19 protein-coding genes and 1 tRNA gene are annotated in these 26,011 nt (G+C 53.0%); 7 read left to right on the top strand and 13 right to left on the bottom strand.

Features of this window, described 5'->3' with window-relative positions; genetic code table 11:
- The first annotated feature begins 143 nt into the window (after positions 1 to 143).
- Positions 144 to 231, top strand: a tRNA-Ser gene (locus tag ACHHZ6_RS15575).
- A gap of 427 nt (positions 232 to 658) precedes the next feature.
- On the opposite strand, the gene phoH is transcribed toward ACHHZ6_RS15575, so the two are convergent.
- The 5 genes from phoH to efeU form a co-directional block, all read right to left on the bottom strand.
- Positions 659 to 1,447 (bottom strand): phosphate starvation-inducible protein PhoH, encoded by a 789-nt coding sequence (gene phoH / locus ACHHZ6_RS15570; protein ID WP_182274481.1) that lies wholly within the window; start codon positions 1,445 to 1,447, stop codon positions 659 to 661.
- Entirely contained in the window at positions 1,426 to 1,800 is a 375-nt protein-coding gene (locus ACHHZ6_RS15565; RefSeq protein WP_395122615.1) for a hypothetical protein, read from the bottom strand. Before ACHHZ6_RS15565 ends, phoH begins: the two co-directional genes overlap by 22 nt.
- A 147-nt stretch (positions 1,801 to 1,947) precedes the next feature.
- The gene (gene efeB, locus ACHHZ6_RS15560) at positions 1,948 to 3,231 is read right to left on the bottom strand and encodes an iron uptake transporter deferrochelatase/peroxidase subunit (RefSeq protein ID WP_182919768.1); all 1,284 of its coding nucleotides are present in this window, start codon (positions 3,229 to 3,231) and stop codon (positions 1,948 to 1,950) included.
- Between the two features lie 5 nt (positions 3,232 to 3,236).
- A complete protein-coding gene (gene efeO / locus ACHHZ6_RS15555) occupies positions 3,237 to 4,364 on the bottom strand; it encodes an iron uptake system protein EfeO (protein ID WP_182274478.1) in 1,128 nt (375 codons plus the stop codon).
- Between the two features lie 43 nt (positions 4,365 to 4,407).
- Positions 4,408 to 5,241: an iron uptake transporter permease EfeU gene (gene efeU / locus ACHHZ6_RS15550; protein WP_182919766.1), complete on the bottom strand. Its 834-nt coding sequence runs from the start codon at positions 5,239 to 5,241 to the stop codon at positions 4,408 to 4,410.
- 251 nt (positions 5,242 to 5,492) lie between these two features.
- Between efeU and ACHHZ6_RS15545 the strand changes: the two genes are divergently transcribed.
- A complete protein-coding gene (locus ACHHZ6_RS15545; protein ID WP_182274476.1) occupies positions 5,493 to 6,677 on the top strand; it encodes a NupC/NupG family nucleoside CNT transporter in 1,185 nt (394 codons plus the stop codon).
- A gap of 41 nt (positions 6,678 to 6,718) precedes the next feature.
- On the opposite strand, the gene ACHHZ6_RS15540 is transcribed toward ACHHZ6_RS15545, so the two are convergent.
- Both ACHHZ6_RS15540 and putP read right to left on the bottom strand, forming a co-directional pair.
- A complete protein-coding gene (locus ACHHZ6_RS15540; protein WP_182274475.1) occupies positions 6,719 to 7,138 on the bottom strand; it encodes a DUF3574 domain-containing protein in 420 nt (139 codons plus the stop codon).
- Positions 7,139 to 7,252: 114 nt separating this feature from the next.
- Complete coding sequence (gene putP / locus ACHHZ6_RS15535; protein WP_182274474.1) at positions 7,253 to 8,761, bottom strand: sodium/proline symporter PutP; 1,509 nt, start codon at positions 8,759 to 8,761, stop codon at positions 7,253 to 7,255.
- A 422-nt stretch (positions 8,762 to 9,183) separates the two neighbouring features.
- Between putP and putA the strand changes: the two genes are divergently transcribed.
- Together putA and ACHHZ6_RS15525 are read left to right on the top strand one after the other, a co-directional pair.
- Positions 9,184 to 13,146: a trifunctional transcriptional regulator/proline dehydrogenase/L-glutamate gamma-semialdehyde dehydrogenase gene (gene putA / locus ACHHZ6_RS15530; protein WP_395122611.1), complete on the top strand. Its 3,963-nt coding sequence runs from the start codon at positions 9,184 to 9,186 to the stop codon at positions 13,144 to 13,146.
- Between the two features lie 49 nt (positions 13,147 to 13,195).
- Positions 13,196 to 13,591, top strand: a complete 396-nt coding sequence (locus ACHHZ6_RS15525; protein ID WP_196391135.1) for a lysozyme inhibitor LprI family protein — start codon at positions 13,196 to 13,198, stop codon at positions 13,589 to 13,591.
- Here the strand turns inward: ACHHZ6_RS15525 and rutR are convergent.
- From rutR to ACHHZ6_RS15505, 4 genes are all read right to left on the bottom strand, one after another.
- Positions 13,588 to 14,226: an HTH-type transcriptional regulator RutR gene (gene rutR / locus ACHHZ6_RS15520; RefSeq protein ID WP_182274471.1), complete on the bottom strand. Its 639-nt coding sequence runs from the start codon at positions 14,224 to 14,226 to the stop codon at positions 13,588 to 13,590. The two genes, ACHHZ6_RS15525 and rutR, sit on opposite strands and share 4 nt — an antisense overlap.
- A gap of 333 nt (positions 14,227 to 14,559) precedes the next feature.
- Positions 14,560 to 15,291, bottom strand: coding sequence for a retron system putative HNH endonuclease (locus ACHHZ6_RS15515; RefSeq protein WP_117256233.1), 732 nt, complete (start codon positions 15,289 to 15,291; stop codon positions 14,560 to 14,562).
- The gene (locus ACHHZ6_RS15510; protein WP_395122609.1) at positions 15,291 to 16,916 is read right to left on the bottom strand and encodes an AAA family ATPase; all 1,626 of its coding nucleotides are present in this window, start codon (positions 16,914 to 16,916) and stop codon (positions 15,291 to 15,293) included. Before ACHHZ6_RS15510 ends, ACHHZ6_RS15515 begins: the two co-directional genes overlap by 1 nt.
- Before the next feature lie 4 nt (positions 16,917 to 16,920).
- Entirely contained in the window at positions 16,921 to 17,853 is a 933-nt protein-coding gene (locus ACHHZ6_RS15505; protein WP_395122607.1) for a retron St85 family RNA-directed DNA polymerase, read from the bottom strand.
- Positions 17,854 to 18,726: 873 nt separating this feature from the next.
- Between ACHHZ6_RS15505 and ACHHZ6_RS15500 the strand changes: the two genes are divergently transcribed.
- Positions 18,727 to 19,386 (top strand): DsbA family protein, encoded by a 660-nt coding sequence (locus ACHHZ6_RS15500; protein WP_395122605.1) that lies wholly within the window; start codon positions 18,727 to 18,729, stop codon positions 19,384 to 19,386.
- Positions 19,387 to 19,554: 168 nt separating this feature from the next.
- Positions 19,555 to 20,214: a DUF1345 domain-containing protein gene (locus ACHHZ6_RS15495; RefSeq protein ID WP_395122603.1), complete on the top strand. Its 660-nt coding sequence runs from the start codon at positions 19,555 to 19,557 to the stop codon at positions 20,212 to 20,214.
- Positions 20,215 to 20,272: 58 nt separating this feature from the next.
- On the opposite strand, the gene ACHHZ6_RS15490 is transcribed toward ACHHZ6_RS15495, so the two are convergent.
- Entirely contained in the window at positions 20,273 to 21,994 is a 1,722-nt protein-coding gene (locus tag ACHHZ6_RS15490) for a SulP family inorganic anion transporter (RefSeq protein ID WP_395122602.1), read from the bottom strand.
- Between the two features lie 312 nt (positions 21,995 to 22,306).
- Here ACHHZ6_RS15490 and ACHHZ6_RS15485 point away from each other — a divergent pair, with 312 nt between their 5' ends.
- Positions 22,307 to 22,786, top strand: a complete 480-nt coding sequence (locus ACHHZ6_RS15485) for an Rrf2 family transcriptional regulator (RefSeq protein ID WP_182919756.1) — start codon at positions 22,307 to 22,309, stop codon at positions 22,784 to 22,786.
- A gap of 66 nt (positions 22,787 to 22,852) precedes the next feature.
- Here the strand turns inward: ACHHZ6_RS15485 and oqxB are convergent, their stop codons facing one another.
- Positions 22,853 to 26,005 carry a multidrug efflux RND transporter permease subunit OqxB gene (oqxB, locus tag ACHHZ6_RS15480; RefSeq protein ID WP_395122600.1) on the bottom strand — a complete coding sequence of 1,051 codons (3,153 nt, stop codon included), beginning with the start codon at positions 26,003 to 26,005 and terminating at the stop codon, positions 22,853 to 22,855.
- Positions 26,006 to 26,011 lie beyond the last annotated feature (6 nt).

The raw sequence follows: 26,011 nt of genomic DNA, 5'->3' as shown, positions 1-26,011 counted from the left end.
CCTTCTCCACGGTGTAAAAGCCGTGGAGCTGATTATTGCTTAACCGAACAAGCACTAAAGCAGAAAATCTGCTTGACCGTTTTAGCGCAACTCCCTATAGTAGCGCCCCGTTGCCCCCCAAGCGGTCAGGCAGCAAACAATATGGTGAGGTGTCCGAGTGGCTGAAGGAGCACGCCTGGAAAGTGTGTATACGGCAACGTATCGGGGGTTCGAATCCCCCCCTCACCGCCATATTCGAGAAAGAGCTCGTACGAAAGTACGGGCTTTTTTTTCGCATGTTGCACGCCTGCGGGGGGGATGAGAACACCCGACCGGGGTTCGACAACTGGCGACAGCCAGTTGGACAGATGACGAGCCTGCGAGGAATCTGCCCGCACAAAAACGCCGGGAGCGTTTTTGAACAACGCCTGCGTTGGCCCCGAAGGGGCGAGGCCCGTGGATGGGCCGAGTAACGGCGAGCGAAGCGAGTCAATCCCCCCCGGTGCTTTATGCAGCTCAGTGCGGTCTAAGCCCCTCACCCTAACCCTCTCCCCAAAGGGGCGAGGGAATTATGCACTGCCCGCATTCATTTGTGGGGAACCCTCAGCCCCAGGGGAGAGGGAATAAAAAGCACAAAAAACAAAGCCCGGTTTCCCGGGCCTTGAACACAACAGCAAACTCAGTAGTACGCTTTCAACGTGCGCTGGCAGAGTGCCGAGCGCACGCAGTCCTCTTTGGTGAAGCGAACCACCCCAATCATCTCATCTTCCTCAAAACGTGACATGGCGTCGCTCAACCCAGATTTCACACCGGATGGCAGGTCGCATTGGGTAATATCGCCATTGACGATAACCGTCACATTCTCCCCGAGGCGCGTTAAAAACATCTTCATTTGCGCTGCGGTCACGTTCTGAGCCTCGTCAAGAATGACGACCGCATTTTCAAATGTACGTCCGCGCATATAAGCGAACGGCGCGATTTCCACCTTCCCAATCTCTGGTCGCAGGCAGTACTGCATGAAGGATGCCCCCAGTCGTTTCACCAGCACGTCATAGACGGGCCTGAAGTACGGGGCAAATTTCTCCGAAATGTCTCCGGGCAAGAAGCCGAGATCTTCATCAGCTTGCAGTACCGGACGGGTGACAATAATTCTGTCCACGTCCTTATGGATCAGAGCCTCCGCCGCTTTGGCTGCACTAATCCAGGTTTTCCCGCATCCGGCTTCACCGGTTGCAAAGATGAGCTGTTTACTCTCGATAGCATTCAGGTAGTGCGCCTGAGCTTCATTGCGTGCCACAACTGGAGAAGTATCACGGCTGTCCCGCGCCATGCCAATTGCTTCTACGCCACTCATCTGCACAAGCGAGGTGACCGATTCTTCTTCACGCTGTTTATGGCTGCGTGAATCCCGTCTCAGCACACGTTTTGCTTCGCGACGAGCTTTGATCACTGCTTTTTGTCTTCCCATGGATAGCACCTTGAGTTGTTGGTATTCATCACACGCGCCATCTTCGGCACGATTATGCGCACGAACATCTGAGGGTTGGCTTCCTTGTAAGCCATTGCTTGCTTTTCCGGATGACGATACAGAACGGCTACGCGCACCATTTTGCACGTCGGTAGAATGAGGTTCTTGAGTCGAGGGGGAGAATTTAGTGGTGAGGAAATCGCTGCCGGAGTCTGAGCCTCCGCGCCGGGTGCTGCGGTTGTTATGTTTACCTTGTCCAGTACAGGACGCAACCATTCGCGATCTCCATAGTGATTCAGCATCACTGCCGGGAACAACCGCTGCCTTATATTAAGTACATCAAGAATTATCATAAATGCAACATTTATTTTACTTGAATGCAACTTTTAAGACCGCTCCTGCAGTTGAAATCAGTCTCATACAGGAATATTACAGAAATATAACAAGAAGGGAGTCATATGAAAAAATAATATCCCTGCGAACTATCGCAGGGATGTATATCAGGCTTCGATAAGGCCTTGTGCGAGATACGCATTTTTATCGCGCGGCCCTGGCAGGGCAAAGAAATAGCCGCCGCCGATGGGTTTAATGTACTCTTCCAGCGCTTCACCGTTCAACCGCTTCTGTACGGTTAAGAAGCCCTTCTCCAGATCGTGCTGATAGCAGACAAACAGTAGCCCCATATCGAGCTGGCCGGAGTTGGTCACCCCCAGTGAGTAGCTGTAGCCACGACGCATCATCAGGCTGGACTGTGTCTCCTTCGTGCGCGGGTTCGCCAGCCGGATATGGCTGTCCAGCGCAATGGCATCACCATCCGGGTCGCTGGCGTAGTCAGGTACATCATGCTCATGCTGCATACCCAGCGGCGCACCGCTTTGTTTATCGCGACCAAAAATCGTCTGCTGCTCTTTGAGCGGTGTACGATCCCAGAACTCAACGTGGAACTGGATAATCCGCACGGCCTGATAGCTACCGCCCACCGCCCAGGCAGGTTCTCCCTGATCGGCTGTAACCCAGACCACATCTTTCATTAGCGCGCCATCGCGGCTGTCCGGGTTGGCCGTACCGTCTTTAAACCCAAGCAGGTTCACCGGTGTCTCTTTCCCTTTGCTGCGGGCAGCATGGTCAGAGATAAACCCTTCCCGCTTCCAGCGAACGCTGAGCAAATCTGGCGTGTGCTTGATGATATCGCGCAGCGCATGGATAACCGTGTCCTGCGTATTGGCACAGATCTGCAGCAACAGATCGCCGTGGCACAGGTTTGCGTCCAGAGAGTCGTTCGGGAAACGCGTCATTTTTTGCAGTGCTTTTGGCTTCTGCTGTGTCAGACCGTAGCGCGCATCAAACATCGACTCACCGAGCGAAACGGTAATCGTCAGGTTATCTGGCGCGATAAACGGCCCGAGGATCCCGGAGTCCATCGGTGGCAGACGCGGGTTCGGCGTTTCCGGTGCCGGGCCACCGGCGGTGAGAAACGCAATGCGTGTCGTCAGCAGGCGGAACAGGCGCTCCAGCCCGGCTTTATCGCTCGCCAGCGAATCAAAGGCCACCAGCATCATGGAGGCCTGCTGAGGTGTCAGAATGCCCGACTGGTGTTCGCCATAAAAGGGCTGCGTCTCCATGCGGGTACCCGGTGAGTGCACGCCGGGAGCGTTTTGCGGTTTCGCCGCATGCGCCACCGGACACCCACCGGCCAGCGCAAACGCGCCGCCAAGCGCCCCAACCCCTTTTAACAATCGACGTCGTGAAGGCTCAGCGACATCATATTCATCATGTTTGTTCATCGTGCTTAGTCCAGACCCAGTACGCCACGCAGTAAAGAGAGATCTTCCGCCAGCGTTGTAATCGGGCCTTTCAGCGCGTTACGGTCAGCATCGGTCAGTTTGTCGTAGGTTTCAAAACCGTCTTTGGTGCGGTATTTCGCCAGAATGGTGTCGACTTTTTTGAAGTTGGCATCCACTTTGGCCAACAGTTCGCTGTTCTCTTTTTGCAACTGAGGACGCAACAGATCGACAATTTTCTGCGCACCGTCGACGTTCGCCTGGAAGTCCCACAGGTCAGTGTGGCTGTAACGATCTTCTTCACCACTGATTTTGCTCGCGGCCACTTCTTCGATCAGACCGGCTGCCCCACCCACTACTTTTGACGGCGGGAAGGCCAGCTCGCTAATGCGTTTTTGCAGCTCCAGCACGTCGCTGTTCAGCTGATCGGCATATTTCTCCATGCCTTTGGTGGAGTTGTCACCAAACAGGGCTTTTTCCAGACGGTGGAAACCGGTGAATTTCGGATCGGCGGCTTTCTGCTCGTAATCATCTTCACGGGCATCAATGCTGCCATCGAGGTCAGAGAACAGTTCGGCAATCGGCTCGATGCGCTCGTAGTGTTGACGGGTTGGCGCATACAGGGATTTCGCTTTTTCGATATCCCCCGCTTTCACCGCATCGGTAAAGGCTTTGGTGCTCGTAACCAGACCGGCGGTTTCTGTGGCGACCCAGGTTTTATAGGCAGTAATGGCATCACCCAGGCTCAACAAGGCCGCGCCTTTTGCGGCATCCGCCGTGGCCTCGCCCTTAACGATCAGCTTACCCTTAGGGTTCGTCAACAGGCCGCAGGTCATGTCATATTCACCCGGCTGCAGGTTAGCGGTCATTTTCTGGCTGAAGCCAGGGGCGATGTTTTCACGCTCTTCCACCACCATCACGCCTTTGAGGATCTCCCACTCCAGCGCTTTCTGGCTATGGTTCTGAATAATAAACTGGGTCTTGCCACTGTTGACCGTGATGGTCATCGGCTCACACTGTTTATCATTCACCGTCACTTTAACCTGTGGAATATCAGCAGCCTGAGCTGCAAATGCAGATGCAATCAGCGCTGCCACACCCGCCTGTAACGCACTACGACGAAATTGAATTGCCATGACACTTCCCTTTTAAAAGTATGTTGTAACTACACGGTGCACTTCAGGGCGCAGTACGCGACGGCTGAGCGCTGGGGCGCGATGGCATAAAAAACAGCACCAGCGCCGGAATGAGATAGATGAAATACATTGCCACTTCGCTGACGCTCGGCGTTTCCTGATAGCCGAAGATACCTTCGAGCAGCGTGCCGGTCAGAGAATGGGTAGAGAGGACGTTACTGAAGTCAAACGCCACATCCTGGAAGTGATTCCACAGACCCGCTTCGTGGAAGGCGCGAATAGCCCCTGCCGCCAGCCCTGCCGCGACCAGCAGAATGAACAGGCTGGTCCATTTGAAGAACGCCCCCAGGTTAAGACGAATGCCGCCCCAGTAGAGCAGGAAGCCCAGCACCACGGCGGTGGCCAGCCCCAGCATTGCGCCCAGCGGCGGCCAGATACCGACATCCTGTTGAAACGCAGCCAGCAGGAAGAAGACAGATTCCAGACCTTCCCGCGCCACCGCAAAAAAGACCATCATGATCAGTGCCCAGCCGTGGTTATTGCCCTTCTGCAATGCGTTATCCACCGCCTGCTCCAGTTGCACTTTCACGTTGCGGGAGACTTTACGCATCCAGAACACCATCCAGGTGAGGATCACCACCGCAATCACGGCGACGATGCCTTCAAACAGCTCTTGTTCTTTCTGCGGAAATTCTCCGGTGGTTTCATTGATAAGGATCCCCAGCCCCAGGCAGAGCGCTGCGGCGAGGACAACCCCAACCCACATAACGCTAATCCAGCGTCCGCGCTGGGTTCGCTTCAGATAACTGGCGATCAGGCTGACAATGAGGGCCGCTTCAAGCCCCTCACGTAACATAATGAGAAATGGAACAAACATGCCGACACCTTAAATGTTTATCGCGGTCAACTGGTGAAAAGAAAGGTAAATTCTTGTGATAGTGATTATCATTACGGAGAAAAGAAACACAAGCGAAATGTGTGGCGTTTTGATGATGAGATGTAAAAAACTCGCAGGGTAATAGTTTCAGTGGTTATCGTTAGGTTTATAACGTATAAAGAAAATGCTCATTTACGGTTAATCAGCGCTGTGGCTAAATATGCGCCTCAAAAACCAACTGAAATAAAACTATGTATAACGTTGTCCATTTCCTGCTGGCGCTGGTGATTATTCTTGCGCTTGCCTGGCTTACGAGTTTTGACCGCCGAAAAATTCGTATTCGCTTTGTTTTACAGCTGATTGTAATTGAGATCGCCCTGGCGTTCTTTTTCCTGCATGCCGAAAGCGGCCTGTTTCTGATTAAATATGTGTCGGGTTTCTTTGAGTCACTGCTTAAATTCGCCGCTGAAGGCACCAATTTTGTCTTTGGCGGGATGGGTGAAAAAGGGCTGGCATTCATCTTCCTCGGCGTGCTCTGCCCGATTATTTTTATCTCTGCACTGATTGGTATTCTTCAGCACTGGCGAATTCTGCCAGTCTTTATTCGGGTCATCGGTACGCTGCTGTCAAAACTGAATGGCATGGGCAAGCTGGAGTCCTTTAACGCAGTGAGTTCACTGATCCTCGGTCAGTCAGAAAACTTTATTGCATACAAAGGGATACTTGGCGATCTCTCTTCCCGTCGTTTGTTCACGATGGCAGCAACGGCCATGTCAACCGTTTCCCTGTCGATTGTGGGTGCCTATATGACGATGCTCGACGCCAAATTTGTCGTGGCGGCACTTGTTCTGAACATGTTCAGCACCTTTATTATTCTCTCTGTTATCAACCCGGCACGTCCGGAAGCCGAGCCGGATATCAAACTAGAAAAACTGCACGAATCCCAGAGCTTCTTTGAAATGCTGGGTGAGTATATTCTGGCAGGCTTTAAAGTGGCGATGATTATTCTGGCGATGCTGATGGGCTTTATTGCCCTGATTAGCGCCATCAACGCCCTCTTCTCCAGCGTATTTGGCATGAGTTTCCAGCAGATCCTGGGTTATGTGTTTTATCCGCTGGCGTGGCTGGTCGGTATTCCGCTGAGCGACGCCCTGAATGCCGGGAGTATTATGGCGACCAAGCTGGTGGCGAATGAATTTGTGGCGATGATTGAGCTGCAAAAAATTGCCCACCAGATGACACCGCGCGGGCTGGGGATTTTGTCCATCTTCCTGGTCTCGTTTGCTAACTTCGCCTCCATCGGCATTGTGGCAGGGGCAATTAAGGGCCTGAACGAGCAACAGGGGAACGTGGTATCCCGCTTCGGTCTGCGTCTGGTGTATGGCGCGACGCTGGTAAGCTTGCTGTCGGCGAGCGTTGCAGGGTTAGTATTGTGAGTTAATGCCGGGTAAGCGTTAGCGCCACCCGGCTGGTTTTATCAAAACTGCACGCACACCGGCTGATCAACACGCATCACCGATTCCTGCGCAAAGCGTGATTTATAAATCCCGCGTAACGCCTCAATATTCTTCTCGCTCTGGGCATCTTTACCGTGGATCAGCATCAGCGCCTTACTCTGCTCGCGTGCTACTTTCCCGTCGTTGCCCAGCCACTGCCCGCGTGCATCAAACACCGTTAAGCCATCACGAAAACGTGGCGTCACGTCCTGGTCAACAAACTGCTGCCACTCCTGGCCGGTGATCTCTTTCCCTGCCGGGCGGTTCAGCCCGAAATAGAGCGTGGTTTGCTGCATCTGGTTATCCGCTTTGCAGGTATCCGCCGCAGCGTGTTGCGATGGGGCGTTACAGCCTGCCAGCATCAATAATGCTGCCGCCATCAACCCTGTTTTAATCATCATTCTTCGCTATCCTCATTGTTATAAGTGCAGCGATATCAACGTAATTACAGAAAATTTGCAAGAAAAAGCCGGGTAGCGCTACCGCTTACCCGGCCTCCAGGAGCGAGACGGAATTTATTCCGGCTGCAGTTTTGACGGCGGTGCAGAGTGGTAATGCGCATCCGCGTCGGCAAAGCGTTTCTGCATTGCCGCTGACGGTGCTTTATCCAGCAGGCTGAACGCCACAATGCCGATACTGCCGAAGATGAAGCCAGGAATGATTTCGTACAGGCCCAGCCAGGCGAACTGTTTCCAGACGATAACGGTCACCGCACCAATGAGCATTCCCGCCAGCGCGCCGTTACGGGTCATACGTGACCACAGCACGGAGAAGAGCACTACCGGGCCAAACGCAGCACCGAAGCCCGCCCACGCGTAGCTCACCAGGCCCAGCACGCGGTTCTCAGGGTTCGCCGCCAGCGCAATGGCAACCAATGCCACCACCAGCACCATGAAACGCCCTACCCACACCAGCTCTTTCTGGCTTGCCCCTTTACGCAGGAACGCTTTGTACAGATCTTCAGTGATAGCACTGGAGCACACCAGCAGCTGGCAGCTCAGGGTGGACATTACCGCCGCCAGAATGGCCGACAGCAAGATACCGGCAATCCACGGGTTAAACAGAATTTGCGCCAGCTCAATGAACACACGCTCGGCGTTCTGGTTCACCGCACCCGCCTGCGCCGGGTTATTGTTGAAGTAGGCGATACCGAAGAAGCCTACGGCACACGCACCCGCCAGGCAGAGGATCATCCACGTCATACTGATACGACGTGCATGTACGATGGTGTGGTGGGAATCAGCGGCCATAAAGCGCGCCAGAATATGCGGTTGACCGAAGTAGCCCAGACCCCAGCCCATCAGAGACACGATGGCAACGAAGTTCAGCCCTTTCAGCATATCGACGTTTTCAATGCTCTTCTGCTTAATCACTTCCAGAGAATCAGCAAAGCCACCGACGGTGAAAATCACAATCACTGGCGTCAGGATCAGCGCGAAAATCATCAGGCTCGCCTGCACGGTATCCGTCCAGCTTACGGCCAGGAAGCCGCCCACGAAGGTGTAGAGGATAGTCGCCGCCGCACCGGCCCACAGCGCCGTTTCATAGCTCATGCCGAAGGTGCTTTCGAACAGACGCGCACCGGCCACAATGCCGGAAGCACAATAGATGGTGAAGAACACCAGGATAACCAGCGCGGAGATGATGCGCAGGATACGGCTGTTATCTTCAAAACGTCCGCTAAAGTAGTCCGGCAGCGTCAGGGCGTTGTTGTTGGCTTCGGTATGCACGCGCAGACGGCCAGCCACCAGCTTCCAGTTGATCCACGCGCCGACGGTCAGGCCGATGGCGATCCAGCTTTCTGAAATACCAGAGATGAAAATCGCACCCGGCAGGCCCATCAGCAGCCAGCCGCTCATGTCCGATGCACCCGCAGAGAGTGCCGTCACCATTGGCCCTAAACTACGTCCGCCCAGAATATAGTCGTCAAAGTTCTTCGTTGAACGCCATGCCAAAAACCCTATCAGGATCATGCCAAAAATATAAACGAGAAATGTCACCAGCATCGGTGTGCTAATTGCCATTCAAATTCTCCAAAATGTCGAGCGACAACCATCCGGGTTGCCTTGTTATATGATCACCGGAACGTAGTGATGTGTGTATGTGTTTCCATTGGGCGCGCTATCCTGCCGCATGCGCATCCCGCTGACAAACGATTTAACACTGCATTTACATCAAATTCATCCCTGGTTTTATACGTCTTTCCCATAGGTTGCACTCGCTCACGCTTTTGCGGGTTGCACCTTTTAAAAATGTTAAGTCCCGCATAAAAACAGGCTTCGGATTCAGAAGCCAGCACTTTTTTCCAGCTAACCATCCATTAACAATCCATTCATTTTCCAGCTTGCAAACCAGGTCACATTTAACACGGTTGCACAAAGTTGCAACATGATGGATATTTCACGCTAACGACAGAACACGACTACAGAACAACAGGAGTTTTGGCATGGGTATGACCACTATGGGGGTTAAGCTGGATGACGCGACCCGCGAACGGATTAAGAGCGCAGCGACCCGCATTGACCGCACGCCGCACTGGCTAATCAAGCAGGCGATTTTTAACTATCTGGAAAGGCTGGAGAGTGAAGATGGCCTGCCAGAGCTGCCAGCCCTGCTGGCGGGTGCAGCCAATGAAAGCGATGACGCCACTCCGGCAGCCGAAGAGAGCCATCAGCCGTTCCTCGAATTCGCCGAGCAGATCCTGCCCCAGTCCGTCAGCCGTGCCGCCATTACCGGCGCTTACCGCCGTGCCGAAACTGACGCAGTCCCGATGCTGCTGGAGCAGGCTCGCCTGCCAGACGCCATTGCCGCCCAGGCGCACAGCCTGGCGTATCAGCTTGCCGACAAGCTGCGTAGCCAGAAAACGGCCAGCGGCCGTGCCGGGATGGTGCAAAGCCTGCTGCAGGAGTTCTCCCTCTCCTCACAGGAAGGCGTGGCGCTGATGTGTCTGGCGGAAGCGCTGCTACGTATCCCCGATAAAGCCACCCGCGATGCACTGATCCGCGACAAAATCAGTAACGGTAACTGGCAGTCACACATTGGCCGCAGCCCGTCGCTGTTCGTTAACGCGGCGACCTGGGGCCTGCTGTTTACCGGCAAACTGGTCTCTACCCATAACGAAGCCAACCTATCCCGCTCCCTGAACCGCATTATCGGTAAGAGCGGTGAACCGCTGATCCGCAAAGGTGTGGACATGGCGATGCGCCTGATGGGTGAACAGTTTGTGACCGGCGAAACCATTGCCGAAGCGCTGGCCAATGCCCGCAAGCTGGAAGATAAAGGTTTCCGCTACTCTTACGACATGCTGGGCGAAGCGGCGCTGACCGCTGCCGATGCCCAGGCGTATATGGTCTCTTACCAACAGGCGATCCACGCCATCGGTAAAGCCTCTAATGGCCGTGGCATTTATGAAGGCCCGGGCATCTCGATTAAATTGTCCGCCCTGCACCCGCGCTACAGCCGTGCGCAGTATGACCGCGTGATGGACGAGCTGTACCCGCGCCTGAAATCTCTGACGATGCTGGCGCGCCAGTATGACATCGGCATCAATATCGACGCCGAAGAGGCCGACCGTCTGGAGATCTCCCTCGATCTGCTGGAAAAACTGTGCTTCGAACCTGAACTCGCCGGCTGGAACGGCATTGGCTTTGTTATTCAGGCCTACCAGAAACGCTGCCCGTTCGTGATCGACTACCTGATTGACCTCGCCACCCGCAGCCGCCGTCGCCTGATGATCCGTCTGGTGAAAGGCGCATACTGGGACAGCGAAATCAAACGCGCGCAGATGGACGGCCTGGAAGGCTACCCGGTCTATACCCGCAAGGTTTACACCGACGTCTCCTATCTTGCCTGCGCGAAAAAACTGCTTGGCGTGCCAAACCTGATCTACCCACAGTTCGCGACCCACAACGCCCACACCCTGGCGGCGATTTACAGCCTCGCCGGGCAGAACTACTACCCGGGTCAGTATGAATTCCAGTGCCTGCACGGCATGGGTGAACCGCTGTACGAGCAGGTCACCGGGAAAGTGGCGGATGGCAAGCTGAACCGTCCGTGCCGTATTTATGCCCCGGTAGGCACACATGAAACCCTGCTGGCGTACCTGGTGCGTCGTCTGCTGGAGAACGGGGCGAACACCTCCTTCGTTAACCGCATTGCCGACACCACGCTACCGCTGGACGAGCTGGTCGCCGACCCGGTGCAGGCCGTTGAGAAAATGGCAGCACAGGAAGGCCAGATTGGTCTGCCGCATCCGAAGATTGCCCTGCCGCGTGAGCTGTATGGCACAGGCCGCGTCAACTCTGCGGGTCTGGATCTCGCTAACGAACACCGTCTGGCGTCCCTCTCTTCTGCTCTGCTCAACAGCGCATTACATAAATGGCAGGCCAAACCGATCCTGGAGCAGGCTGTTGCTGACGGCGAAATGCAGCCAGTGATTAACCCGGCAGAGCCAAAAGATATTGTCGGTTACGTGCGTGAAGCCACGGAAGCGGAAGTTGACCTGGCACTGGACAGTGCGGTGAACAATGCCCCTATCTGGTTCGCCACGCCGCCTCAGGAGCGTGCCGCCATTCTGGAACGTGCTGCGGTGCTGATGGAAGATCAGATGCAATCGCTCATCGGTATTCTGGTGCGTGAAGCGGGTAAAACCTTCAGCAACGCTATTGCCGAAATCCGCGAGGCGGTCGACTTCCTGCACTACTACGCAGGCCAGGTTCGTGATGATTTCGATAACGAAACCCATCGCCCGCTGGGCCCGGTGGTCTGTATCAGCCCGTGGAACTTCCCGCTGGCGATTTTCACCGGCCAGATTGCCGCCGCACTCGCGGCAGGCAACAGCGTGCTGGCAAAACCGGCAGAGCAAACACCGCTGATTGCCGCACAGGGAATTAGCATTCTGCTGGAAGCGGGCGTACCGGCAGGCGTTATCCAGCTTCTGCCAGGTCGTGGTGAAACGGTGGGTGCGAAGCTGACCACCGATAACCGCGTGCGCGGCGTGATGTTTACCGGCTCCACCGAAGTGGCAACGCTGCTGCAGCGCAATATTGCGACACGCCTTGACGCACAGGGTCGTCCAACGCCGCTGGTGGCGGAAACCGGTGGCATGAACGCCATGATTGTTGACTCCTCCGCGCTGACCGAGCAGGTGGTGGTCGACGTGCTGGCCTCCGCGTTCGACAGTGCCGGACAACGCTGCTCCGCCCTGCGCGTGCTGTGCCTGCAGGATGACGTGGCAGACCACACGCTGAAGATGCTGCGCGGTGCAATGGCCGAATGCCGTATGGGCAACCCGGGTCGTCTCACTACCGACATCGGGCCGGTTATCGACGTGGAAGCCAAAGGCAATATCGAAAACCACATTCAGACCATGCGCGCCAAAGGTCGTCCGGTGTTCCAGGCCGTCCGTGAAAACAACGAAGATGCCCGTGAATGGCAGACCGGTACCTTTGTCCCGCCTACGCTTATCGAACTGGCAAGCTTCGACGAACTGAAAAAAGAGGTCTTCGGCCCGGTGCTGCACGTGGTGCGCTACAACCGCAACAACCTGAACGAGCTGATTGAGCAGATCAACGCTTCTGGCTACGGCCTGACGCTCGGTGTGCATACCCGTATCGATGAAACCATCGCCCAGGTCACCGGCAGTGCCAAAGTGGGCAACCTGTATGTGAACCGCAACATGGTCGGCGCAGTCGTGGGCGTTCAGCCGTTCGGCGGCGAAGGGTTGTCCGGAACCGGGCCTAAAGCCGGTGGACCACTCTACCTGTACCGCCTGCTGGCAAACCGCCCGGAAAATGCGCTGGGCGTAACGCTGGCGCGTCAGGATGCAGAACGTCCGGTGGATACACAGCTGAAAGCGGTGCTGACTCAGCCACTGGAAGCGCTCATCAAGTGGGCCGATAAACGTCCTGAACTGCGCGCTGTTGCTCAGCAATATGGCGAGCTGGCGCAGGCAGGCACACAGCGTCTGCTGCCGGGGCCAACCGGCGAGCGCAACACCTGGACGCTCATGCCGCGCGAACGCGTGCTGTGCGTCGCGGATAACGAGCAGGATGCGCTGGTTCAACTGGCCGCCGCTGCCGCAACGGGTTGTGAAGTGCTGTGGCCGGAAGATGGCCTGCATCGTGACCTGGCGAAACAGCTGCCGAAGGCAGTTTCTGCCCGCATCCACTTTGCGAAGGCCGATGTCCTGCTGACCCAGCCGTTTGATGCGGTGATCTACCACGGCGATTCCGACCAGTTACGCGAGCTGTGCGAACAGGTTGCAGCCCGCAGCGGAGCGATTGTTTCGGTGCAGGGCTTTGCACGCGGCGAAACCAACCTGCTTCTGGAGCGTCTGTACGTTGAGCGCTCGCTCAGCGTCAACACCGCGGCGGCGGGAGGTAACGCGAGCCTGATGACAATAGGCTAACGCTGTGCTAATAAGGCTCCGGAGACGGAGCCTTTTTTATGGGGAATGTATGAAACACTACCTGATCGCAGGTGCGGCATTGTTGCTGAGCGCAAACGCGCTGGCCGACGAGTGCGCGAACGCCAGCACCCAGCTGGAACTCAACACCTGTACGGCACAGCAATACCAGGCAGCAGATAAAAAGCTCAACCAGACCTACCAGGCGGCCATCAAACGCGCGGCAGCCCCACAACGGGATCTGTTGAAAAAAGCACAGCAGGCGTGGATCGCCCTGCGTGATGCGGACTGTACGTTTGTGGGTTCCGGAACCGAAGGCGGCAGCATTCAGCCAATGATTGTGAATCAGTGCCTGACGGAAAAAACCGTGGAGCGCGAAGCCTTTCTTGCCTCACTGATGCAGTGCGAAGAGGGCGATTTAAGCTGCCCTCTCCCACCGGCAAATTAACGCACGCGGATCCCTTCAATAATCATCCGCTGCACGTTTTCCAGCGTGCTCTGGAAAAATGCCTCATCCTGTAATGTCTTACCGGTCACCGCTTCGACCTGGGCCGCAAAGTCAGCGTAATGCTGGGTGGAGGCCCAAATCATAAAGATCAGATGATGCGGGTCGACGGGAGCCAGTTTTCCGCTGGCCACCCATTCGGCGATAATTGCCGACTTATCATCGACCAGTTGTTTTAAATCTCCCGTCAGTTCGGCCCGCAGTAGCGGTGCGCCCTGCAACATCTCCAGACAGAACAGTCGCGACGCCTGCGGGTAATCGCGCGATACCTCCAGCTTCAGGCGAATATACTCTTTGATTGCCACCAGCGGGGCGAACTCCTGGCGGAACGCCTTCAGTGGGGCCAGCCAGATATCGAGGATCTGCTGCATCACCGCAACATAAAGCGCCTCTTTGGACGGGTAGTAATAGAGCAGATTGGTTTTTGACACCCCGGCCTGCTCTGCCACCTGCTCCAGCCGCGTGCCGTGGATGCCAAACTGCGAAAACGTCTCCAGCGCCGCACTGAGGATCGCCTGTTTCTTGGCGCTCACCGCCTGCGAACGTTTACCTGGTGTTTTCACTGCACCTTGTGTCATCTGCGCTCTCCTTATTGGTTTGCCATAGCATAGCAAACGCCCTGCTTTCTCTCGACATTCTGTAGTGTGGGGTTGTGCAAAATCGAAGAAGGGAAGTGTGTTGTGGCGAGGGATGGGTTGTGTGTGGTGGACGGGAGAGAGTGTTGCTGGCCCTTGTTTATAGCTGACTCTATGGTCTTTTAGGCGGTCCGCTTTGTGCCAGGAGCGGACGTTGCTGTCATCATGATGAATCAATCAAACGGGAGGCGGTCAAATCGGTTATTGATCGTCAGCAAAGGCACAAATGCAGCAGGATGGGGCAGACGGCGGTGCCCCCTAAGTGAGCGCAATAACTTAAGCCAGATACCACTTTCTCAGAGAGATAAACTCACCGTAGATACCTGCAGCATCCTTGCTGAGTAATGCAGCGATATCCGCTTCATCACTAATAGTACTAAGTGACTCCAGTGCTGCCAGCCGTAAACGGGTTAATCTGACACAATTTAAATTCAACATTTCTATTGATTGCCGGGCTTTATTCACATACTGGGTCGGGCAATCTGCGGAGACATACATCAATCCATCTTCATCGAATTCAAACCATGTACCATCGTCAGGAGGCTGTTGAGAAGGATCGAGGATCAATTCCGACCAGTTATGATTAGATTTTGGTACATCACAGCTCAGATTAGTTCGATCTGTCAGGGACTTATCATAGCTTGCTGAGCGCGGGTGTTCCCCGCCAAAGCAACACCCCAACAGATTAGTCCACAACAGCGAGTAGTTAGTGGTGGGTGCGGGCTGCCCGGCCGCAATCTTTTCTTTAATAGTTTTGCTGTTTTCAGGAATAAAGTGTTCAACTTTAAATCCTAGTGGTTTGTTGTCACCTTCATCTCTGAGTGCTTTTTCACAATAGGCACAGAGACCAGCCTGATCGGTAATTATCTCATTTTTCAGACGGTCCCTGTCGTCAGAAGCCAGGGTGGTATAGAATTCATCCTTCCAGCCATTATTCTCATTTCCTGGCACCGCAATATAATCGTCCAGAATGTTGTTGCTCAGCCGCCCTTTCCTAAAGCCTCTCATTATTGCTCCTTGCTAACCTTTTTGGCATTACGCTTTATTCTGAGTTCCAGATCAATTTTCAGTTTGGTAACATCCGGGTCATGATCATCACCCCATTGCAGAATTTTCTCTAGAAGCGCCTGAGCTTCTGGTGTGTCGTACTGATTGTTTTTCATCATCTCACGGAAACGTGTAAGATTTTGTACTGGCTCGACATCGGGCCGTGCTGCAACATCCTGGATATCACTCTGCACCTGAGAAGATTTTGCACCATATGAAAAGGTCGGAACCTCAATATAAAATCGATTATCCTTGATTTTAATTTTCCTGATCGCCTGTTCTTCAACAGTATTCAGGATATTAGGGCTATGGGTGGTGGCAATAATTTTGACATTAGGGAAGGTTTTTTTCAATTTACTGAGCAGGGACTGCTGCCATGAGGGATGCAGGTGTAATTCAACCTCATCTATAAAAACGATTCCGTGACCGTTGAATGGGTCTTCGGTGCCACAGGTATAGATCAGCTTCAAAGCGATATCGAATAGCAATGAAAGCGTGCTCTTCTCACCATGAGAGAGATAGGAAGCACTAATTTCACAATCTCGCTTTATACATACAAGATCTAATGCATCCAGCTTTTCATCGTATTTTAACTGGATAGAAGAAATATCATCAATGAAATCACATCCCAGTGCGAAAATCATATCCACAATCTTTTCCATCCGGTCAAGATTGGTCAATTTATCCGCCGGTTGGCTGCTCAAGATGATTTCGACTTCCTTCTTTTTCTGGCTAATTAGCGTGTTTTTTATTTCTTCGTCAAGATCAGAATGACTGATGTGATAGATGAACTCTTTGAGACTTTTGATTTTTTCACTTTGTTCATCTTCGCTAGAAACGCTTTTTTTAATCTTTATTTCGGCAGCCCATTTAATAAAGTTGGCAAAAATGTTAGAAGAAAGCGTCAGTGAAGAGTCCGGGTAAAGTTTGTCCAACAGTTTGCTGGAACCGCCTTCAATCACAGATGCGAATCCACCATCTGGGTAATTCTTACCTCGCTCTACTGAGTAGTAAGCAAACATCGGTGCCACAATGCCACTGTTCTGAAATTCGATATACATTTCAGCCAAGTCTTTAAAATCAGCATAGTCACTTTTAACCGAAAAAGCACCAAGGGAGCGGGCAATGTCGATCTGATAGTCGGAGGAATTTTTGTCATTCCCCACCGAAACTTCCAGATTAACTAGCATCCCGGCATTACTGACTCGGCGGTTGATGTATTTATCACCGAACTTCCATCCCTGGTTAGAACCATAAACCAGTCGATAAAACCATGAAAGAGAGAGATAAATCGCTTCCAGAATCCCCGTCTTACCATAGCCATTATTTGCGGCGATCAGGATAACATCGTTATCCAGATTAATCGATAGTTCGTTAAAGCCTTTATAGTTTACCAGCCTTACTCTTTTTAAACGAAACTGTGATTCGTTCAGGTTATTAAGACACATCTGACGATAACGTGAAGACTCTTCAGAGTCGACCTCAACAAACATCCCCTCTTTATAATACTTAAACATTTTGTACTGGTCTTTGAGAGAATTACCATGATCAGCACCGTTTTTTATTTTTCTAACCGTCCGATTCATTTATTTATTCCTGATAATTGACGATGTCATTAATAATTGCTACGCCGTATTTTTTTTTCATTGAGAGCTTAAATCCCGGCTCAATATGGAAATAATGTGCAAGTAAGCCTTTTAACGTTAGAGTTTCATCAGTACTGAGTTCCCCCAGTTTAAATCTGAAGATCAATGATGAGGCATAACGTTTATTTTTTCGGCCAACCGACAGTTGGTTGTCATTCGTCAGAGTCACACCAGTAACATGACGATTATGCGCTTTCGATGAAAATACAGTTTTGCTTTCATTGATGGTGATATTTTCATAACCGGATTGTGCGAGCAGTGTGGCAATTTGCTCTTTGAGCATAAACAGCACATTCTCACGCTGAGTTGAAAAGGTCATGTCATCCGCATAACGGGTGTAGGTTATACCCGCCTTAGCGCATATTTCCGACAACAACTGGTCAAATTTTTTCATCACATAGTTAGAAATAAACGGTGATGATGGTGCGCCGACACTTAATACCAGTTTGCCCGAGAGTTTCTTACCCGGACACCAAAAAAAGATGTTGTTCAACAGCATTAAAGTACTGTCATCAATTTCCACAGAATCATGCAACAGCGCATTTTTAAACATCTCAGGCTTGATGCTGTTAAAGAAATTGGAAAAATCCATCTTCAACAGATAACGATTGTTTACATGCTGCTGTGCGTTTTCCCTGATGCCTTTCCCCGGCTCGTAAGCGGTGGCGCAGGGATGGACCGTGAGTTGAGTACGAAGAAACCCAACGAGTCTGCGTTGCAGATCTTTCACTTCTGGGGTAGGCTGAGCAATTACTCTGACTCCAGAGTGACGCTTGGGTATTTTATAGACTTTATACTTTAGCGGACTTCGCCGTGCACTAGATGCAAGCTTAATTCTGCTAATGCCGATGTCCTGATATGGGATCTCTATTTTCATCTATCGTTTATAATTCAGGGTGGCAGAACGCAATTATGCCCCGTCACCCTGAAAGCCCTTTACTAGAAGCCGCGATAAACACTTCATCGCATCATAACACTTTATGATGCGATGAAGTGTTTATCGCAATCATAAAAGTGCTCAATAAGTTAGAGTCTGGCTAACCGCCCGACTAGACGCAAAAACCGTCCATACGCTAAAGAGCTAACAGTGATGATAGCTAACAAACAGCACTGACAGCAAGCTTATAGCTGCTCATGTGTTTTGGTGTGTAGTGGTGCACTAAATTTGGCCACTGGAACAAAGAGGTAAATGTCCGCTTCTCGCTCACAGCGGACCTTATGACCTTGCTCTCTGTCTGCACCGTGCCAGGAGCGGACGTTGATAACATCGCAATATCTTAATTTATGGGGAGCAGGTCATGACCATGCCCTTCCACCGGAAGTACAGGCGCATTTTGCCCGTCAAACCGGAGCTAATGTGTCCCGGATTAACTCAAGCCATATGTCTATGGTTTCGCAACCTGAATACGTTGCTAATCTGATTGAATGGGCCTTCAAACAAAGCATTCCAGGGTGAATGATTCTACCGTCCGCCTCTTCTTAACAAGGGGTGGCATTATTCCCTTTTAGCATGTGGTTTATGATTCAGGGGTAATTCATCATACTGGAGCCACGGCGCGTACCAAGCTTCTATGGTATCCAGTTCAGACTGATTCTCTAGCCCCCACTGATACATTTGTTAGATCGGTTCCGCAAAGATTTAACCGTCTGCCATTCGCTCATTTTGCGCAACACTGCATTTACTGAATGCCTGTTTTTAGCCAGGTTCGAACTCATTATAATGGCGGTATCCCATTATGAAGGAGGCAATATGCATTTCGAGAAAATTCAGTATTTTTTTGATCCACTTTGCGGCTGGTGCTACGCCAGCGCGCCAGCTCTGGGCTACCTTGCTCAGCATTACGCTGAAAAACTTGAGCTGATGCCCAGCGGTCTTTTCAGTGACGAAGGGGCCCGGGATATCACCGCACAATGGGCAGAATACGCCTGGTCAAACGATCAGCGCATCGCATCCCTCACCGGCCAGCCGTTCAGCGAGAACTATCATCAGCTTCTGCTGACCGGTACACGGTTTGATTCGACGTTTATGAACCGAGCTCTGACAATGGTACGTGACATCAACCCGGCGGCCGAGACAGGTCTCCTTCATACGCTACAGCATGCCCGCTATGTCGAGGGGCGAGACACCTCGAGACCTGACGTGGTGGGTGATATCTTCGAGGCCTGGGCCGGGGAAAATAACCTCGTGTTTAAGCACGATCAGGTTATCCTGGCGCTTGATACTGATAAAGAGCTGCGGCGCATGACGGACAAGAGGATCGCTGAAGTGAAGCACCTTATGAACCAGAAAGGTATCAGAGGGGTGCCTATGCTGCTGGCAACGGTTAATGGCAACGAGCACATGATTAGTGGACATGCTCTTTACGGTGGTGCAGAGAAAATACACGCTACACTATCAGCACTTGCCTAAATTAGTTTTCCAGCATGACGCGCAAGCGCCACGTCATAACCAGAGAGCGATTAAATTACCTTAAGGCAGTTTCTACGATCTAACACAGGATGGGATGTCAGCTTTGTGTTGTGAGTTCAACGGGTGTCTATAGTTAATCTATCGTCCCTTCGCTAATACACACACATCATGCTCTTTTCTTTCAGAACTTATTTTCACGGGCGCATGCGTTTACTGATTGCTATGTTGGCCGGAGTCATCTGCTTTTTAGCCCTTCCCCCTGAGTTGGGAGATCTGCAACGGTTGCTGATAGGCTGGAACGTGCTGGCTTGGCTATATCTGTTCTTTATGTGGTTTCGTATGTTACGTACTGATGTGCAGGATATTCCGCATATTGCCAGAATACAGGATGAGAGCGCGGGGCTGGTGCTGGGCATGGTGATTCTCGGCTGCCTGGTCAGTATCCTGGCGATCCTGATTGAGCTGACCTCACTAAAGCACCTCACCGGCACACCGCGCGTGCTGCATCTGCTGCTGACCGGCACCACGCTGGCGGTTTCCTGGGCCTTGTTACCCACCTCATTTGCCATGCATTACGCTCACCACCATTACCTGCACCGAAGTAAAGACGTCACGCCGATGATCTTTCCGGAAAAACCAGAGGAACCGGGTTACTGGGATTTCCTTTATTTTTCCTTCACCATCGCTGTAGCGTCACAAACCGCCGATGTGGCGACCGGTACCACCGACATGCGACAAATTACGTTGCTCCAGTCGGTGATTTCTTTTGTTTTCAATCTGGCGATCCTTGGTCTGTCGGTGAACGTCGGAGCCGGACTACTGAACTGAACTTATCTCAATTTCCTGGTGAATGGTCAGCCATAACCTGATGATGACCAGATGTTGGTTATACATCACCGGCTGATTCCCCCTCACTCACACTCTCTTTGCTTTGAATGAACCGGAGTGCCAGATAGAGATCGGGGGCCAGAATCATGTCATCATCTTTCATTGTTGGCCGACTTTCTTTAAACCAGCGTGTTAATTCCGTTTTCCTGCCCGCAAGGATTAACGTGATCTGTCGACCTTTCAGGTCGCGCTTTAACTCATTAATGGTTGCCAGGACACTGATATCTGAATAGGTGAAGCAGGCAACGGCATCAATGACCACCCATTTAGGTTGTAATGCTGCACCATCAACTAAGTTCAATACCCGACGTTTAAAATAAGCCACATTAAAATAGGTCAACGGGGAGTTAAATCGATACATCAGCACGCCCGGGATCATTTTAATATCGGTTGTATTACCTAATGAGTGAATCATTCCATTTTCGTCAGTTCCCAGTAAGTGCTCAGAGGGGCGAAAGACTGTACGCAGGAACTGTAACAGGCCAAGCAACACCGCAAGCCCGATCCCCTGGATAACGCCGATAATTAAAACACAGCCAAACGTGAAGAAAGCCAGGCGAAATGCCTGTTTATTTCTTCGCCTCAGGTTCCATAGCCCACGTAAATCAATCAATGACCACGATGCATACATTAGAACAATACCTAATGCAGAAACGGGAATAAATTGTAATGGCTGAGTGAAAAATACTACCACGATACCAATGAGTAAGGCTGCGACCACGGAAACCAGCTGACTTTTCCCCCCAGTTGAATCATTAACCGCAGTCCGGGAATCGGCTCCACTGATAGCAAACCCCTGCGATAATCCAGACATGAGATTCGCAATACCCAGCGCTCTGAACTCAGCATCAGCATTAATTTCATAGCCATTTTTCGCGGCGAAACTGCGAGCGGTCAGCATCAGACTGACAAAACTGACCAACGCCAGGTTCAGCGCCGGGATCACTAAATCACGCATCAGACCGGGCTGAAACGCCGTCCAGTTAACGACGGGTAAACCAGACTGGAAACCTTCCCCTCCAATAGTGGCAATCCCATAATTTTGTGCAGATGTCCCCCATACCAGCGCCGTTGTTATCACAATGGCAATCAAAGGTGCAGGCCAGTGGCTGCGATACGTTTTGATAGCCATTAAAATAGCTAACGTTAAAAGTGATATCCCTAGGGTTAATAAATGGCTGTCTGAAATTCGGCCTGGCAAGGCAATTATTTTCTCAATTACCTGCGCCTCATCAAGCTTAATCCCCAGAACCTTACCTAATTGCCCAACAATAATCGTTACGGCTACGCCATTAAGTAAACCAGTAAGAATGGGATGAGAAAGCAGATCGGCAAGCGCGCCCAGGCGAAATTTACTGGCGAGCAGGCACCACCCGCCCATCATTAATGTCATGATGATCGTCAGTTGCCAGTGCAGTTCGGGATTTCCGGCAGACAGCGGAACCACGACGGCCGCAATCACCGCGCAGGTTGTTGCATCAGGGCCAACAATAAGCTGACGTGAAGAACCAAACAGTGCATACGCTATCATCGGTAAAACGCAGGAATACAGCCCCACGATTGCCCCAACACCCGCCAACTCGGCATAAGCAATAGCAACGGGTAACGCGACAGCCGCAACGGATAACCCGGCTTTAACATCATGTTTTAACCAGCTTTTATCGTAGGCTAATAAATTTTGTAACCCTGGCATGTAGTTTAAAAACAGTTTTCCGAACACGTTATTCTCCGGATAGCGATATTACCCACGTAATGTTGGCACATTTCTGGCTGAGGTTCTGGTTTTCAAATGCTCCGGACTGAGGCCACCGCCTCTCAGTACCTGATAAAACGCACTTCGACCAGAAAGTGGTCCTGAGATGACGGTTGACTTCCCGAACCGCACGTTTAGCTAAACCGGAACAGGGTGTTTGATCGCAAATGCCGCAGATTGCTTCAAAAAAATTACCCTATTTGTTATATTGTTGTTTATTGCTTATTCACCTCTGCGGTGCCAAAAAGAACAAGATTCACCGCAACCCAGGACAGAAAAATGTTAGATTACCGCTTCCCGACAGCTTTGCAGATGGTTCTCAGCGTAGCGATGGCGGAGCAATTGGGTGAACGTTCGACGAGTGCGATTCTGGCCTACGGCCTGGAGGCGAATCCGAGCTTCATCCGCAAATTGATGGTTCCGCTGACGCGTGACGGCATTATCGTCTCAACGCTTGGCCGTAACGGCTCAATTCATCTTGGTCGCCCGCCGGAAGAGATCACCCTGCGCGACATCTACCTTTCGGTCATCGAAGATAAAAAGCTGTGGGCGTCGCGCCCTGACGTACCAGCCCGCTGCGTGGTCAGCGCTAACGCCTGCTGGTACTTTAAATCGATATCCGAAGAAGCGGAGCAGGCTTCGTTAGCGGTATTAGCCCGCCATACCGTGGCAAGTGCCCTGGAAGCGGTCAAAAACGCCGATAGCAGCGGATGCGATCCGCTCCCCGATCTTATTGCCCAGTATCAAAAAACGTCGTAACGCTTTACCTGGTGCAAAAAAAGCCGCCTTCACAGTGAAAGCGGCTTTTTATTATCTGCAATGCCCCTACGCGGGCAGCACTTCCCTTTCCACTTTGCCGCGCGTGACGAATTTACGCAGCGTCACGTAAAACACCGGCGTCAGGAACAGACCAAACAGCGTCACCCCCAGCATACCGGAGAACACGGTGATCCCGGTGACGCCGCGCACTTCTGCGCCTGCGCCGTGGCCGAGGATCAGCGGAATGGTCCCGGCAATAAAGGCGATGGAGGTCATCACAATCGGGCGTAAACGCAGGCGGCACGCTTCCAGAGCAGCCTCCATGATCCCTTTGCCCTGAATTTCCAGCTCGCGGGCAAACTCCACGATAAGGATCGCGTTTTTACAGGCCAGCCCCATCAGTACCACCAGCCCCACCTGCACGAACACGTTGTTATCGCCACCGGTCAGCCAGACGCCAAACAGCGCGGAGAGCATTGTCATCGGCACGATGAGGATCACCGCCAGCGGCAGCGTCCAGCTTTCATACAGCGCCGCCAGCACCAGGAACGCCAGCAGCACCGCGACCGGGAAGACGATCAGCGCCGTATTGCCCTGCGTGGCCTGCTGGAAGCTCAGGTCCGTCCATTCAATATTCATCCCGTTTGGCAGGATCTGCTTAGACATCGCATCCAGCTGCGTCATCGCCTGCGAGGACGAGAGCACGCGCGGGTCGGCATCGCCAATCAAATCCGCCGCCGGGTACCCATTGTAGCGGATCACCGGATCCGGCCCGTAGGTGGTCGTGATTTTCACCATACTGCCAATTGGCACCATTTCGCCCTGGTTATTACGGGTGCGTAAATTCGCAATATCTTCCACGCTGTCGCGGAACTGCCCGTCTGCCTGCGCCATCACGCGCCAGGTACGCCCGAACTGGTTGAAGTCATTCACGTACGACGAGCCAAGATAGGTTTGCAGCGTACCGAAAAGATCGGTCAGCGACACGCCCTGCGCTTTCGCCTTATCACGGTCGACCTGCACGTCCAACTGAGGAACGTTAGCCTGATAGGTTGAGATCGGGAAATGCATTCCCGGCGTCTGCATAATCACACCGGACATGGTGTTCACCGCATTTTGCAGCGCGCCATAGCCCAGACCGCCGCGATCCTGGATGTAGAGAGAGTAACCCGACCCCTGACCCAGCCCTAAAATCGGCGGCGGCAGAATGGAGAAGCCAAAGCCCTGCTGGATTTGCGCGATTTTCGCGTTGATCTCAGCGTTAATTTCCGCCGCAGAATGTTTACGCTGATCGAACGGTTTCAGGCCAAAGAAGACCGTCCCGGTATTCGGCGTGTTGGTGAACTGCAGCGCATTCAGCCCCGGAAATGCGACCGCATAGTCCACGCCTTCGGTATTCATCCCGATTTCGCTCATTTTGCGGATCACCGCATCCGTACGCGCCAGCGACGAACCCTCCGGCATTTTCACGCCGCCAATCAGGTACAGCTTATCCTGCGTCGGAATAAACCCGCCGGGTACAACTTTAAACATCACGCCCGCCGCGCAGAGCAGCAGCAGATAAACCACAAACACCGTGCCGCGTCGTCCCAGCGTTTTACCCACCAGCCCCTGATAGCCGTTCGAGCTGCGGTGGAAAAAGCGGTTAAACGGACGGAAAATCCAGCCAAACAGACGGTCGATAAGCCGGGTCGGGAAATCTTTCGGCGCGCCGTGCGGTTTTAACAGCAGTGCCGCCAGTGCCGGAGAGAGCGTCAGCGAGTTAATCGCGGAGATCACCGTTGAAATCGCAATCGTCACCGCAAACTGCTTGTAGAACTGACCGGTCACGCCAGAGAGGAACGCCATCGGCACAAACACCGCGCACAGCACCAGCGCAATTGCGATAATCGGCCCGGACACTTCCCGCATCGCCTGATGCGCCGCCGCAAGCGGAGCAAGCCCCTCTTCAATATTTCGCTCGACGTTTTCCACCACCACGATGGCGTCGTCCACCACGATACCGATGGCGAGAACCAGCCCGAACAAGCTCAGGGTATTCAGCGAGAAGCCGAGCAGGTAAAGAATGCTGAAGGTACCCACCACCGAGACCGGCACCGCGATCAGCGGAATGATCGACGCGCGCCAGGTTTGCAGGAACAGAATAACCACCAGCACGACCAGCACGACCGCTTCCAGCAGCGTTTGCACGACCGCACGGATGGAGTCGCGCACGAAAACGGTCGGATCGTAAGGTGCCGCCCACTTCATGTCCGCCGGGAATCGCGTGGACAGTTCGTTCATTTTCGCGCGCACCGCGTTAGACAAATCGATGGCGTTCGCCCCCGGAGACTGGAAGATACCAATCCCGACCGCGTCTTTATTGTTCAGCTGGGAGCGCAGCGCATAGCTGCCGGACCCCATTTCGATACGCGCCACATCGCGCAGGCGGACGACCGTCCCGTCCTGCGACGTTTTCAGGACAATGTTGCCAAACTCTTCTTCGGTATGCAGACGGCCCTGGGCGTTAATGGAGATCAGAAAATCGCTCTCTTTCGGCAGTGGCTCAGCGCCAAGCTGCCCGGCGGAAACCTGTACGTTCTGCTCCTGCATCGCCGTGACCACATCCGAAGCGGTCAACCCGCGTGCCGCCACCTTGTTGGGATCCAGCCAGATGCGCATCGCGTATTCGCCGGAGCCGAAAATCTGAATCTGGCCGACGCCGGGCAGACGCGCCAGTTCGTCCTTCACTTTCAGCGTGGCGTAGTTGCGCATATACAGGGAGTCGTACTTACCGTTGGGCGAAAACAGATGCACCACCAGCGTGAGCGTCGGCGACTGTTTCTGGGTGGTAATGCCCAAACGCCGCACGTCTTCCGGCAGTCGCGCTTCGGCCTGCGCGACCCGGTTTTGCACCTGAACCTGCGCCTGATCCGGATCGGTGCCAGGACGGAAGGTGACGGTGGTCACCAGCACACCATCGGAACCCGCGACAGATTTCATGTACATCATGTTCTCAACGCCGTTGATCGCCTCTTCCAGCGGCGTCGCCACGGTCTCGGCAATCACTTTCGGGTTGGCACCCGGGTACTCCGCGCGTACCTGCACACTTGGCGGCACGACGTCAGGATATTCGCTTACCGGCAACAGCGGGATGGCGATTAATCCTGTGATAAAAATCAGAATCGACAGTACGGCGGCAAAAATCGGCCTGTCGATGAAAAAACGGGAAAAGTCCATGGGTTG

Origin of the sequence: Enterobacter cloacae complex sp. 2024EL-00214, from assembly GCF_043945575.1 — a bacterium.
Taxonomy (GTDB): Bacteria; Pseudomonadota; Gammaproteobacteria; order Enterobacterales; family Enterobacteriaceae; genus Enterobacter; species Enterobacter cloacae_P.
The sequence above is the reverse complement of the archived record's forward strand: the minus strand, read 5'-3'. Positions and strand labels throughout refer to the sequence as shown.